A 13919-nucleotide genomic window follows, 5' to 3' on the forward strand; every position below is an offset into this window, starting at 1 on the left:
GCATACTGCCGGTTTTTTTATGCGTTTACTACTTATCTGCTACTTCAGTACTGCTTAGGAACAGCTTCGCTACTACTTCACTACTACTATTAGAAGCCAATTGTCATACTCATGACAAACGCACCTAAGCTGGCGCAAGTCTAGGTACGATCATGCGTTAAGTGCTGGTATTAACATTTTACCCCGGCGGTGATTGCAAGGATGGCGACATTTATTATGCTATTTCTGGATTGCAATCCGATATAACTATCATATTCATGGATTACAATCCATGAATATGATAAAAAGAACCTTTCAAAAAACGAAAAGGTACGTTTCCCGCAGACTTTCACGACCAACTACCCCGAAGCGACCACTCATGTGATCTCCCCTGAAAATGTGGAGGAGTTTATTGGTATATAATGATGCCATATTCCCCAAATCCCAACTTATAAGAAGCTTATAGGATAGATATACGATCGATATAGGATCGTTATAGGAGAAGAAATGGTAAAATAATATCACGACCCGGTGTAGACCCGGTGTAGACCCGGTGTAGACCCGGTGTAGACCCGGCCAGCGAGCTGTCTGCCGGCAAAAGGCACAAAGGCGGATTATGGCCATTACAAGACCATTAGAAGACCATTATCTCCATTGAGCGGGATTGTGTGAGGGAAAACCGAAACTTCCCGGAAAAAGGGCCGTAAAAACTAAAAACCCACCCCGCTTCCGGGGTGGGTTAAGATATTCTGAGGTTTTTCAATACCTAGATGAAATTCAGGTGCTCATATTGTTTCTGAAGGATCGCCTGATCGTCCGCGCCAAGCCATTTTTTCAGCAGGGTGGCATAAACGTTTTTAAAGTCCACCTTGTACTGGAGATCGCCTTCGTTCAGGTTCACCAGGTCCGGGCCTTCGTTCAGGATGCCTTTCTGCTGCAATCCGCCGCCGATCAGGAACATGTTGTTCGCCGTGCCATGGTCCGTACCGCCGCTGGCGTTCTGGCCCACCCGGCGCCCGAATTCAGAGAAGGTCATTACCACCACGTCCTGGAAACGGTTGTTCTTTTTCAGGTCTGTGGTGAAGGTGCCCACCGCATCGCTCAGTTGCTCGAACAGGCGCTGCTGCTGGCCCTGCTGGCCTACGTGGGTATCAAAGCTGCCGTGGCTTACATAATACACACTGGTATTGATGTCCGTCATGATCAGCTCCGCAATGGTTTTCATATTGCGGCCCAGTTCGGTATTCGGGTATTGTTCCTTGCTTTTGAAAGTACGGAACTGCTGCTGGATATACGATGCGGAAGAGATCGTTTCCGCCATCGTTTTGTACAGATAGTCCACGTTATGATGTTCATCATCGTGTTTCTGTTTGGCCAGCAGTTCTTTGAAATATTTGTCGTTGCTGGCGCCGAAGAGACGTTGCGGATCGGTGAGGGCAAGGCCTTTCACGGCATCGCCTTTCAGCGCAAGGCTGAGGGTATCGTCTATTTCGAGGGCTTGCGTAGGTTTGTCACAGCCTTTGCATTGCGCATCCAGGTAACGGCCGAGCCAACCGGTGCCCCAGTAGTCGCGGGAGTCGCTGGCGCTCTGCCAGATGTCCATCGAGCGGAAGTGGGAACGGTCCGGGTTCGGATAACCCACGCTGTTCAGCACGCCCAGCGAACCATCGTCGTACAGGGACTTAAAACTTTTCAGTGCGGGATGTATGCCCAGCTCATCGTTCAGCGACAGCGCGGCTTCCCTTTTGATACCCAGCTGCGGGCGCATTTTGTAATAAATATCGTTGCGGTAAGGGATGATGGTGTTCAGGCCGTCGTTGCCGCCGGAGAGCTGCACTACCACCAGTACTTTATTGCCCGGCGGCACCAGTTGCCCCTGCTCCATGGCTTTCAGGAATTTCGGCAGCATCACGCTGGCCGAAGCGAGTGAACCTACCTGTAAGAACCGGCGTCTGTTGATCTGCATAATTCGTTGGATTATGATTAACACAATTGATACTCCGGTGTGCTCATTACATCGATCGTTACGGTCTTGATGTAATTCTCACGGGAAGAGTTATCTGAATATTTTTCCAATAATTGTTTGTCGATGCCGCTGTTTTTCAACAGCAGCGAACCGGCTATCTGGTCCGCCAGCTTTTCGCGGGGCGTGTCTTTAAAACTTTCCAGGAACGGCGCCCAGTCCACATTTGCATTCACCCTGCGGGCATATTGTTTTTTCAGGAACTCGTTCACCTGCATCGTCATTTTGTAGTTCTGCCCTTCGCCCATTTCAGGCGTGATCTCTTTCGGTCGGATGTTGAACTCCTGTGAATACAAAATGATCTGCGGCACACGCATGCGGAACATCAGGCTGGAGCTGTCTATCCAGCTGCGGCCACCCGGCCATCCCGCCACGTTCGGCGGATAAAACAGGGTCTGCCCCATCACGCGCTGGAATACCAGCATCGCTTCTTCCTGCTCAAACTGCATAGGAATAGAGCGGCGCAGGCCCACGATCAGTTCCACCGGGCTTTTGATCCTGCTGCCAATGTGTTTTTCTTCGTAGAACCAGTCCGCCATGAATATTTCCTGCATCAGTCCGCGCAGGTCATAATTGGATTGGTAAAACTTCGCGGCCAGCTGATCGATACGGGCATCGTCTTCCGTTTCGTTCACGAAATAGCGGTAGATCTTCGCGGTGATGTACCGCGCGGTTTGTTTTTGTTCGAGTAATATTTTGATCACATCATCGCCGTCGAACATACCGGTTTTACCAAGCACCGTTTTATTGCCTTCGTCGTGCAGGTTCTTACGGAACTGGAACTGGCCTATTTCATTATAACCCCAGCCGGTAAAGGCGCGGGCGGCTTCTTTGATATCTTTTTCGGTATAGTTGCCGCGGCCGAGTGTGAAAAGCTCCATCACTTCGCGGGCAAAGTTTTCGTTGGGGCGTTGTTTCCTGTTCTGCTGGTTATTGAGGAAAGCCAGCATGGCGGGGGTTTTGGACACTTCGGTGAGCAGTGTGCCGAAGTTGCCCAGGCCGTGCTGCCTGATGACCTGGAGCAATTGCTGGTTGAACAATACGTTCTGCGTGCGGCAGGCGAAATGCCCGTGCCAGAAGAGCGCCATCTTTTCCTGCAGCGGATGGCCGCTGTTGATCATTGCGTGCGTCCACATCACGTTCAGGTCTTTGATACCATCGGTATTCATTTTCTGCACGGCTTTACGTTCTTCAGCACCCATGTTCCGCTGGCGGCGGAAGTCCGGCAGGTCGGTTTCGTCCATTACCTTAATGGATTCAGGGGCTGCGTTGGGGCCAAGGATCACTTTGCGCACCACTTCTTTTCTCCGCTTCTTCGCCCAGGACCGGATCACTTCAGGGTTCTCTCCGAAACCCGCCCTCCAGCCCAGGTGTTGTAATTGAATTTGTTCGGGAACAACAGCCATATGCTAAAAATTTTGAGTAAATAAGACGGCTATTTAAAGGCATAGTTTAACGTTGCTTGCGCCTTTTCAAATAAATTCCGCAAAATTCATTCCATGGCGGAAATAGCTGGTAATATTCATGCAGGGGAATGTTAAATCTTCGCGGCAGGGGTTAATATACATTCATCATCATGTGATCTTTTTACGGGAACGGTTGCATGAATTCATCCGCCGGGACTAATAAACGTTCATTGTATCGTCAATTTCCACCGCCCAGGCGTGTATGCCGCCCGTTACATTGTATACCTGCTGGAAACCTGATTTGAGCAGGTGCTCCGCCACGGCTTTGCTCCTCATTCCGTGGTGGCAGATCACGGCCACGGGTGTTTCTTTGGACAGGCCGGGGATGGAAGCGTCTATCCGCCGCATGGGGATATGCAGCGCGCCGTCTATCCGGCAGATGTCCCATTCTTCTTTTTCCCTGACGTCTATCAGCTGGAAATCTTCGCCTTCTTCCAGCCAGCGGCTCAGCTCTTTTACGGTGAGGAACTGCATCAGCACCGGGTCGCAGGCCTGGTCACCGTAGGTTTCCTGCAATTGGGTGATGTGTTGATTATTGGGGTCCGTCTGAAAAGAGAATACCTGGTGCGTGTTGTCAAGGATGTTGATGGTGAGCAGTTGATTGGCAAGCGGCTCTCCTATTCCGCAGATCACTTTCACGGCTTCGCTGGCCTGGTAGCTGCCGACGATGCCGGGCAGCACGCCCAGTACGCCGATGGCGTTGCAGTCCGGCGCATCGCCGGGCTCGGGGAACAGGCAGCGGTACGTAGCGCTGCCGTTGTAATTAAATACGCTCACCTGTCCCTCGTACTGGTAAATGGAACCGGATACGAAAGGTTTGCCCAGAATCACGCAGGCATCGTTGATGAGGTATCTCGTGCCGAAGTTGTCCGAACAATCGATCACCACATCGTATTGCGCAATGATGGCGAGGGCGTTGGATGTATTGAGAAAAGTGTTGTGGGGAATAAATTGTACTTCGGGGTTCAGCTGTTGCAGCTTTTCGACGGCGGCGGCCAGCTTGGGCCTTCCTTCATCCGCCGTGCTGTACAGCACCTGGCGTTGCAGGTTGGTGATGGACACGGTATCTTCTTCCGCTATCCCGATACGTCCGGCGCCCATGGCGGTGAGATATTGCAGTACCGGTACGCCCAGCCCTCCGGCTCCCACCACCAGTATGGCGGCATTGCGCAGTAATTCCTGTTTCTCGTTGCCAAATCCTGTAAGCCTGATCTGGCGGTCGTATCGGTTCATAAGATGTGTTCCCCCGCTTTAAATTTCGGAATTTTTTACTCGCGGATCAATAGTCCGCTTTGATTTGTTTCCAGGTGGCCTGTAAGTTCGCCGGCAGGGCCGTGCTCAGCCCCGGTTTCATTTCCTTTTTTACATACCCGATGCGGTTGTCCATATCCGGGTGGCTGCTCAGCCATTCGGAGGGCGTGGCGCCGCCGTTTTCCTGCCGGAGGGTGCCAAACAGCCAGACGAAACCTTCCGGGTTGATGTGCCGGGCTTCCAGCAGTTGCAGCCCGTTCAGGTCTGCTTCTTTTTCCAGGCTGCGGGAATACTCCAGGTTTTTAAGGGTATTGGCATTTTCTACCAGCACCGCCCCCACACCCGTGATATCGCCAAAAATGAGGCTTACGGTCATATAGGTGGCCAAAGTCTGCATCAGCGAGCGCGTGGTATGCCGCAGCTCCACATGCGAAAATTCGTGGGCTAAAAGGGCTGCCAGCTCTTCCGGCCGCCGCATCTTGTCCAGCAGGCCGCTGAATACCACGATGTGCCCGCCGGGAACGGCAAATGCATTGGTCTGTTTTTCCTCCACCACGGTGATCTTCACCGGGTATTGGGTTTTGATGTCCAGCTCCCTGAAGAAGCGGTTCACCAGCTCCGTCTTCTCCGGTAATATTTTGTATTGCCTGATCAGGGAATTATACGCTTCTTCCCCCATCTTCACTTCGTATTCTACAGGCATGGTCTTCGCCACACGGCCCGCCAGGAAAGGGATGAACCAGAAATACGCAAGGGCCAGCAGGCCGATGATGATAGCGCCCGTGCTGAGGAATACGGCCGCCGCCGTGGGGAAGGTACGGCCTTTATTCCGCAGCCGTTTTTCGGCGATGTCCGCAAACTCATTGGAGGACACACGGAGCGTCTGCTGCGGGAGGCCCATATGATGTAATTCCATACCCGCCGCGGTCTGTTTGCCCAGCGCAATGTTGTACCAGTACCAGTGCACCACGCGCGGGTTGCCATGTTCGTCTTTCAGGTGTATCTCTATTTTGTCTTTTTTCAGGCTTATCGCCGCCGGCTGCACATTATCCGGGGAATCGTAGGTATAAAAGCCCTGGTAAAGGATCATAGGTTACGCGGATTTAAGGTTTTTGGACATCACCACCAGGTCCACCCAGTCGCCGTTCGGCTGGCGGATGCCTTTGGGGATGCGGCCATGTTCAATGAAATTAAAGTTGCGGTATAGCTGGATGGCCCTTTCGTTTGTAGCCAGCACTTCAAAATGAATGGTGGTGAGCTGCGGGTGTTTTTCCGCCCAGCGTATGCCGGCGGTGAGCAGCCGCCGCCCGATGCCCATGTTCCAATACTTATGCAGCACGGCCAGGCCCATCAGCGCCATATGGTATTGTTTTTTGAAACGGCTGCGGTTCAGGCTGAAAATGCCCACGATCTCTCCTTCCACATCGGCTACCAGCAGCAGGTTTTCAGGGCGTTCCAGGTAAGAGCGGATAAATCCTTCTTCTTCTTTCAGGTCCATTTTCATGGCTTCTTCGTGCGTGAAAAGCAGGAAATCCGTTTCGCCGGTGAACTGCTGGAAACAGGCCAGGCAACCCGCCGCATCGGCAATGCCGGGCTGGCGGATAACGAGCTGTTTACCATTTGGCAGAAAGTGGTGCATGATTACAAATATAAAAAAAGCGGCCCGTGAGCCGCCTTTGATTTTTAATTCGTTTTGAACAAATACTCAGGATGTTTTTCCGTGTTTGGTCACAAAAGCGAGTACAGCGGACTTCTGGTCGTCTGTGAGTTTTGCTTTGGGGGCCATTCTGTCTATGATCTTCGGCCATTTTTCGGTGGTGCGGGTTTCGGGGAGACGGTAACCGTGGCAGCGGGCGCATTTTTCCTTGAAGATGGCCTTGCCGTCGGATTCCTCGTACTTCGAGAAAGCTGCTTCCACCGCTGCTGTATCTTTAGGATTTATGCCACCGGCACATCCGTAAAGCACCACAGCGATCAGACATAACTGGATTAGTGTTTTCATAATTTGCATTTTAAGACCTGACAACAAATTAACGTAAAAAAAGCAAAAGCGTACAGTTATGGCTGTACGCTTTTTATAATTTATACGTTGTTAACGTTCGTTTCGTTGCTTAAGCGCAGTTGCTTACGCGATCCGGTCGCTGCCGAAATAGGAACGCAGCACCTCCGGCAGTATGATGCCTTCGGGCGTCTGGTTGTTTTCCAGCAGGCAGGCCACGATCCTGGGCAGGGCGAGGGAACTGCCGTTCAGCGAATGCAACAGCTGATTTTTACCGTTCTCGTCTTTATAGCGGATCTTCATCCTGTTCGTCTGGTAACTTTCGAAATTGCTCACGGAGCTTACTTCCAGCCATTTTTCCTGCGCGGCGGACCATACTTCAAAGTCGAAGGTCTGCGCGGAGGTAAAGCTCATATCGCCGCCGCAAAGGTTCAGAATGCGGTAAGGCAGGTTCAGGGAGATCAGCAGTTTTTCCACATGCTCCACCATTTCCTGCAATACGCCGTATGATTTCTCCGGCTGTACCAGCTGTACCAGCTCTACTTTCTCGAACTGGTGAAGGCGGTTCAGACCTCTTACGTCTTTACCGTAAGAACCGGCTTCGCGGCGGAAGCAGGGAGTGTAGGCCGTCATGCGCACGGGCAGTGCGGCTTCCTTCAGTATCTCGTCGCGGTAAATGTTGGTAACGGGTACTTCCGCGGTGGGGATCAGGTAGAAGTTGTCTTCCGTCACAAAGTACATCTGCCCTTCTTTGTCCGGCAGCTGGCCGGTGCCGTAGGCGGAGGCTTCATTTACCATATAGGGAGGCAGCACTTCCGTATAGCCGTTTGCGGTATTGTAGTCCAGGAAATAGCTGATCAGCGCGCGTTGCAGGCGTGCACCCTTGTTGATATACACGGGGAATCCGCTGCCGGTGATCTTATTGCCCAGCTCAAAATCGATGAGATTGTATTTTTTTGCGAGGTCCCAGTGAGGCACGGAGCCTTCCGCCAGTGTGGGTTTCACACCGCCGCCGCGCACTTCCACGTTGTCTTCCGGGGTTTTGCCGGGAGGCACGTTTGCGCCGGGCAGGTTCGGCAGCTTCACGAGCGTGTCGTGCAGGTTCTTTTCCGTTTCCCTGAGCGATTCATCGATCGGGCCGAGGGCCTGTTTAAAAGCCGCTACATCCTGCTTGCGGGCTTCAGCGCCTGCTTTGTCGCCCGATGCCATCAGCTTCCCGATCTCTTTTGAGGCCGAATTTATCTTCGCTTGTGTTTCATCATACTCCAATGTCAGCTTCTTCCGCTGATCGTCCAGCGCCAGCACTTCCTCCACGATACCGGGCTCTTTGAAATGCTTTACAGCCAGCCTTTCCAGTACCAGTTCCTTGTTCTGACGAATAAATTGTACCTGTAACATGTATTGCTCTTGAATTTGGACAAAGATAACGGGGTTCTCCCTTAACTCAAATATTTACCTACAATTGGCACCCTGCGCCCTACGCCAAAGGCTTTGGACGATACGCGGATGATGGGGCAGAACTGGTTCCGCTTGTATTCATTGGTATTCACCATCTTCAGCGTGCGGGCTACCAGCGCTGCGTCATAACCGCGGGCGATGATCTCGCGCGGCCCCTGGGTACGCTCGATGTACTGGTACAGTATCCTGTCCAGCACGGCGTAATCGGGCAGGCTGTCGCTGTCCTTCTGATTGGGCCGCAGCTCCGCCGAAGGGGCTTTTTCGATGATATTGCCGGGGATGATCTCCCTGTTGCGGTTGATGTACCGGGCCAGGGCGTATACCTGCATCTTGTACACGTCTCCCAGTACGGAAAGGCCGCCGGCCATATCGCCGTACAGCGTGCCGTAGCCGGTGCTCAGTTCACTTTTGTTTGAAGTGTTCAGCAGGATGTAGCCGAACTTGTTGCTCAGCGCCATCAGCAGGTTCCCGCGGATGCGGCTCTGGGTATTTTCTTCAGCCACGTTAAAAGGCAGGCCGTGGAAGAAAGGGTCCAGTGTATCAAGGAAACATTCGTAAATGTTATTGATGCGGATCACGTCATAGGGATTCTCCAGGTTGCGGGAAAGCGCGATAGCATCGTCCACGGAGTGTTCTGTGGAGTATGGGCTTGGCATCAGGATGGCGCGTACGTTCTCTTTGCCGAGCGCATCCACGGCCAGGGCCAGGGTCACCGCGCTGTCTATGCCGCCGGAAGAGCCGAGGATGGCCTGTTTGAAGCCCATCTTCCCGAAATAATCGCGGATGCCCAGCACAATGGCTTCATATATCCGGTCAATATTATGATCGAATGACAGTTCTTCGAGCGTAGTGGCTTTAGGAATGGGATTGCCGCCGGTGGCGGTTGCTTTCGGCAGTTTGCCGAGATCAAAGCTGCCGGTGGCCTCCGTGAAATAAGGCATCTGCAGCGCGATGTTCCCGTCCGCGTCAAATACCATGGAGCCGCCGTCGAACACGATCTCCGTCTGTGACCCTACCGTATTGCAGTAATACATCGGCAGGCGGTATTTCAGCACATTCGCGCGGATGATCTCGCGGCGGCTTTCGTCGTGGTTATAGTCGAAAGGGGAAGCGGAAAGATTGATCATTACATCGGGCTCCTGGGCCATCAGCTGGTCCATGGGGCAGATGCGGTACAAAGGATTGTCTCCCAGGTTCCAGATATCTTCGCAAATAGTTACCGCCAGTTTTTTGCCTTTGAAGGGGATCACCCGCCATTCGAAGCCCGGCTCAAAATAACGGTGCTCGTCAAACACATCGTAGGTAGGCAGCAGCGTTTTATGGATCACCTGCTTCACTTCGCCTTCGTGCAGGAACCAGGCCGCGTTAAAAAGGTCTTTGCCTTCGGGATTGGGATTCCTGTGGGGAGCGCCCACCAGTACCGCAATGCGGCTGGTATGCGTTTTAATTTCGTCTATCGCGGCGTAACTGCGGGCAATGAAATCTTCAAACTCCAGGAAATCTCTCGGGGGGTAGCCGCACACGCAGAGCTCCGGGAAAACAATGAGGTCCGCCCCCTGTTGTTCCGCTTCCCGGATGGCATTGATGATCTTGGCCGTGTTTGCTTCAAAGTTCCCGATGTGGTAGTTCTGCTGGGCTAAAAAGATATTCATCCGTTCTTTTTTTTCTGCTGCAAAGGTACGCCTTCTCAGGGGTTAAAAATAAACCCCGAGGCGTAAAACGAAGTTGTTGGTATTGATGCGGCCGTCGTCCCATTTGCTGTTGCGCGTCACGTCTATGAAGTTGTTCTGGTAAATGACGCCCACGGTGCCGGTGAGGGTTTCGGTGAGGGGGTAATCTATGCCGCCGCCGATGATCAGGCCTGCTGCAAGGGGATTGATATTTTTGAAGATGTTCACCTTTGTCTCATAAAACTCCGGCGTGCTGATCACGTTGCCCCTGGCCCTGATGGGAACGCCCATAAAGCCGCCGAACTGGCCCCAGATGCCAATGTCATGCTCTGTGTCCGCACGCAGCTTCAGGGTAACGGGCACTTCGATGTACTGGAGGCGGATATCGTATTCGGAAGCGGCCGCGTTGTAGTCATCCAGTCCCAGGCCCGTCTGGTATTGCATTACACTGCCCATATGGCTGATCTGTATGCCGGAGCCGATGGCGTAGTTACCGGTCTGGTCCAGGTAAAAGTCCGCCAGGATGCCGTAACTGAAATAAAAGCGGGCGCTGTTGCGCTCCACGCCGTTATCTTGTGCCTTGAGGGTAGAGACGCCGGGGTCCAGCTTGAAGCCGAGGCGCATTTTACGGCCTGATCTTTCAGATAACCTGCCGCTGAGGGTCTGGGCCTGCGCCGCCAGTGAAAAGACCAGTAAAGAACAAACGACGAGCAAAGATTTCGGGAATAGCTTGTTATGCAATATTTTTACCATTTCTAAAGTTTTAATAGGCGATGCAAAATTATAAGAATAAATATTTCCTGGCTGCCTTATTCCTGACGGGCTGGATAATTTCAGGATGCGGGGGAAGGAAAAATATCCCTGATGTAAGCCACATACCTATCGATGTTAAGATCCAGCGGTTCGACGAAGAATTTTTCCATATCGATACCAATAACGTGCCTGAAAGGCTAAAATTGCTGGGCCAGGCATATCCTCACTTTGCCCCCGTTTATTTTTCACAGATACTCAGCTTCGGGCCGTCCACAGATTCCCCGCAGCTGCTGTCGCCGCAGGTACGCAGCTTCCTGACCAATAAGGATTTCAGGGCATTGCAGGATTCGGTGGAAATACATTTCAAAGATATCAAACCGGTGGAAGCCGCTCTTACGCAGGCTTTCAGGCTCACGAAATATTACCTCCCAAAATTCCAGGCCCCGCAGGTGGTGAGCTTTATATCCGCCATCGGCAACTTTGGCGCGGTAGTGATGGACTCTACCGTGGGCATCGGGCTGGATATGCACATGGGAGCGGATTTCCCGGTTTACCGCCTGATACCTGATTATCCGGATTACGTGGTAAGGAAGTTCACCCCCGAATATATACCCGTGAACGTGATGAAGGTGGTGCAGGAAGACCTTTACCCGCCGCAGGGCGAAGGCGCGCAGCTGGTGGTGAAGCTCATAGACCTCGGCAGGCAGCAGTATTTCCTCGAAAAGGTGCTCCCTGGAACGCCGGAAGAAATCAGGCTGGGGTATACCAAAGAACAACTTGTTTTTTGTGATGAAAATGAAGAAATGGTATGGCAGTATTTTGTACAGAACAAACTGCTTTATACCTCAGACTGGCAGGACATTATGCGGTATACGGGCGAAAGCCCGTCCACACAGGGCCTGCCCGCGGGCGCTCCCGGGCAGATAGGCGCTTATGTAGGTTACAGGATCGTGCAGGCCTACATGAAAAAGAACCCGGATATCACGCTGGAACAATTGCTGGCTACCAAAGACCCGATGACGATCTTCAGCAAAGCGAAGTACAGGCCGTAACCGGCGGCTGTCTTCAGCAAAATGAATACTTTCCTGGCAAGAGGCGCCGTTGTGTATGACATTCAAATGCGGGAAACATACAGCTGCGATCACTGCCGGGTAGTGGCATCATGCTGCGGAAAATATTGTAAAGAAAGAAAAAGGGAAATGCCTTGAGCCGGAAGATGCAGTACAGGGAAATAAACCGGTTCGGAGCCGGTATAAGCGCCATGCGCGGGTGTATTAGTTCATTTTGAACGGAACCACCATCTGGAATTCCGGGATCTTCACGTCGAACAGCTTTTTGTTCAGCTGGTTCTCCATCTGGTAAGTACCGTACATTTTACCGATCTCCGTGCGGAGATTGGAGCCGGATACATACTGATAACTTTCGTTGGGAGCAAGCAAAGGCTGCACGCCAACTACTCCTTCTCCTTCTACTTCGCGGTGAGAGCCGTTGGAATCGATGATATACCAGTGACGGCGGAGCAATTTTATCGGAAATGTGTTGTTATTTTCAATGGTGATGCGGTAAGCAAACATGAACTCACTTCCTATCGGATTAGAGTAATCCGGCTGATAAAACGTTTCCACGCTGATTGTGATTCCTTCTGTGACCTTCTTGACCATATGAATCAACCTTTGACGTAAAAATAAGGAAAATACCCACGTTGCAACATTTTTTTCTCCTGCCCCGGGGGTTTTAACGATTCTTTAGGTTATTTCCACACCATCCAGTTCCCGGGGGTCCTGTTCTGCAAGCCTGGCGGCCTTTTCGAAGGGAATGTCGTAGTAACCGAACCGCAGCCAGTCTATCACATACCGCCAGAGAAAGGGCAAGAAACCATGTTCCCGGTACTGGCGTACATGCCGTACTTCGTGCCTTACCCAGCGGACATTGGCCAGGAAAGCCTCCCGGCTTACCCCATGCAGGTATATCACCCGCCCGAATACGATCGCGATACTGCGGCTACCCATTTTCCGGGCTGCCAGCCTGGCTACCCACGAATTTTCCCTGATCCGGCAATGAAGCGTTTCCATTGCCGCAATTTAATGGAAATGATCTTGCACGGCTGCAGTGGAAAGGGAGAAAAGTTTACAACCCGCCAGGGCGGCGGGAAAGAAAGGATGCTGGCGCCAGTGGTGCTTTCACCGTGATATTTTTCCAGGTGGAAGCGCCCTTTGCTGAGCGGATCGCAGGCAGCGCCGGCCGGAAACATGCGTACTAAATAGGGGCTGACTAAAAAGGGTACCCCCTCTCGGGGAGGTGATGGAGAGGAAATAGCGTTTATGCGATTCTCAGCGCCTTCATTTACCTTTTGGGTCAGCCCCAGCTATTGTCTGAAGAGAAACCGGCATAGGTTATTTCCCCAGCGAGAACCTCCTGGAGATATTAAAACCCCACCTGAACTGGCCCTGCGTCCAGGTTGTAACGGTTTCGGGGATAAACTGGTTTTCCAGCACCGCCGTGGAGTTTGTGAAATTCATATGAAACACGTGGCCGCCCGTTTCGATCTCCACGCCCACACCCAGCGAATTGTAGAATTTGATGCCGCGGGTTTCGTAATAATCCTTGCTTTCCTCGTCGCGGAAAGGCACGAAATAATCCACCACCAGCGCCACTCTTTTGGAAAACCGCAAACGGCCGCCCATTCCGAGCGCGAACATATTATTCATATCCTTATACCCCACCCTGTTCCGGTGAACGTAGGTAGGCAGCACCGCGAGGGAAATGATATCGCCGAACTTGCGGGAGATAATAGCCTGCGCGGTGTAGCTCATGCGGCTGCTGAAGCTGTCGAAATAATTCACGTCGGACTTTTCGGGGCTGCTTTTCATGCCCGTCACCACGGCATTGCCGAATACGGTAACACCTACGGGTATACGGTTGTCCATGGTCTGCTGCAGCACTTTGAACTTGCCAAGTATTTCGTACATCTGTGAAAAGTTGCCGCTGCCCTTGGTACGACTGATACCGGCGGTGAGGCGGTCCGTAATGCCGTATTCGAATGCGATGCGGATGTCCGTAGAATTGTCCAGCCCGAAAAAGGTGCTGCTGCCCCCGCCAGAGCCGCCAATATCGCCGAAGCGGTGCGCCACGCGGAAGTCGAGGTCTCCTTTGCTGAGCGTTTCATTGGACTGGCCGTTGATAATGCGGGTGCTTTTAAAAGTGGCGATCACAGGGTCGCGGCGTACGGAATCCTTCCCGAACATTTCGCCCAGGTTGTCCTGCGCCATCACAGCGGGCGCTGCCAGCAGCAGGACAGATAACATGCGAAGTTTCAACAT

Annotated in this window: 13 protein-coding genes; 1 reads left to right on the plus strand and 12 read right to left on the minus strand. The window is 52.4% G+C overall.

Going from position 1 to position 13919, the window contains the following annotated elements; translation table 11 throughout:
* Nucleotides 1-745 precede the first annotated feature (745 nt).
* From EG028_RS15130 to EG028_RS15170, 9 genes are all read right to left on the minus strand, one after another.
* Complete coding sequence (locus tag EG028_RS15130) at nucleotides 746-1945, minus strand: DUF1501 domain-containing protein (RefSeq protein ID WP_120517382.1); 1200 nt, start codon at nucleotides 1943-1945, stop codon at nucleotides 746-748.
* A gap of 17 nt (nucleotides 1946-1962) precedes the next feature.
* Nucleotides 1963-3408 (minus strand): DUF1800 domain-containing protein, encoded by a 1446-nt coding sequence (locus tag EG028_RS15135; RefSeq protein ID WP_120517384.1) that lies wholly within the window; start codon nucleotides 3406-3408, stop codon nucleotides 1963-1965.
* 216 nt (nucleotides 3409-3624) lie between these two features.
* Nucleotides 3625-4701 (minus strand): HesA/MoeB/ThiF family protein, encoded by a 1077-nt coding sequence (locus EG028_RS15140; protein WP_120517386.1) that lies wholly within the window; start codon nucleotides 4699-4701, stop codon nucleotides 3625-3627.
* A gap of 46 nt (nucleotides 4702-4747) precedes the next feature.
* A complete protein-coding gene (locus EG028_RS15145; RefSeq protein WP_120517387.1) occupies nucleotides 4748-5809 on the minus strand; it encodes a M48 family metallopeptidase in 1062 nt (353 codons plus the stop codon).
* A gap of 3 nt (nucleotides 5810-5812) precedes the next feature.
* A complete protein-coding gene (locus tag EG028_RS15150) occupies nucleotides 5813-6358 on the minus strand; it encodes a GNAT family N-acetyltransferase (RefSeq protein ID WP_120517389.1) in 546 nt (181 codons plus the stop codon).
* A gap of 66 nt (nucleotides 6359-6424) precedes the next feature.
* Nucleotides 6425-6721 (minus strand): c-type cytochrome, encoded by a 297-nt coding sequence (locus tag EG028_RS15155; protein ID WP_120517391.1) that lies wholly within the window; start codon nucleotides 6719-6721, stop codon nucleotides 6425-6427.
* Between the two features lie 123 nt (nucleotides 6722-6844).
* A complete protein-coding gene (gene serS / locus EG028_RS15160) occupies nucleotides 6845-8116 on the minus strand; it encodes a serine--tRNA ligase (protein ID WP_120517393.1) in 1272 nt (423 codons plus the stop codon).
* 41 nt (nucleotides 8117-8157) lie between these two features.
* Nucleotides 8158-9828, minus strand: coding sequence for an NAD+ synthase (locus tag EG028_RS15165; protein WP_120517395.1), 1671 nt, complete (start codon nucleotides 9826-9828; stop codon nucleotides 8158-8160).
* Between the two features lie 42 nt (nucleotides 9829-9870).
* Nucleotides 9871-10599 (minus strand): porin family protein, encoded by a 729-nt coding sequence (locus EG028_RS15170; protein ID WP_120517397.1) that lies wholly within the window; start codon nucleotides 10597-10599, stop codon nucleotides 9871-9873.
* A gap of 20 nt (nucleotides 10600-10619) precedes the next feature.
* Between EG028_RS15170 and gldB the strand changes: the two genes are divergently transcribed.
* On the plus strand, nucleotides 10620-11651 hold the full coding sequence (gene gldB, locus EG028_RS15175) for a gliding motility lipoprotein GldB (RefSeq protein WP_120517399.1): 1032 nt from the start codon (nucleotides 10620-10622) through the stop codon (nucleotides 11649-11651).
* A 222-nt stretch (nucleotides 11652-11873) separates the two neighbouring features.
* Here the strand turns inward: gldB and apaG are convergent, their stop codons facing one another.
* The 3 genes from apaG to EG028_RS15190 all read right to left on the minus strand — a co-directional run bounded on the left by apaG (nucleotide 11874) and on the right by EG028_RS15190 (nucleotide 13919).
* On the minus strand, nucleotides 11874-12260 hold the full coding sequence (gene apaG, locus EG028_RS15180; RefSeq protein ID WP_120517400.1) for a Co2+/Mg2+ efflux protein ApaG: 387 nt from the start codon (nucleotides 12258-12260) through the stop codon (nucleotides 11874-11876).
* Nucleotides 12261-12344: 84 nt separating this feature from the next.
* Nucleotides 12345-12671: a DUF4157 domain-containing protein gene (locus EG028_RS15185; RefSeq protein WP_120517401.1), complete on the minus strand. Its 327-nt coding sequence runs from the start codon at nucleotides 12669-12671 to the stop codon at nucleotides 12345-12347.
* Nucleotides 12672-12992: 321 nt separating this feature from the next.
* Nucleotides 12993-13919 (minus strand): DUF5777 family beta-barrel protein, encoded by a 927-nt coding sequence (locus tag EG028_RS15190; RefSeq protein WP_120517403.1) that lies wholly within the window; start codon nucleotides 13917-13919, stop codon nucleotides 12993-12995.

This window comes from Chitinophaga barathri (assembly GCF_003807585.1).
Lineage (GTDB): Bacteria > Bacteroidota > Bacteroidia > Chitinophagales > Chitinophagaceae > Chitinophaga > Chitinophaga barathri.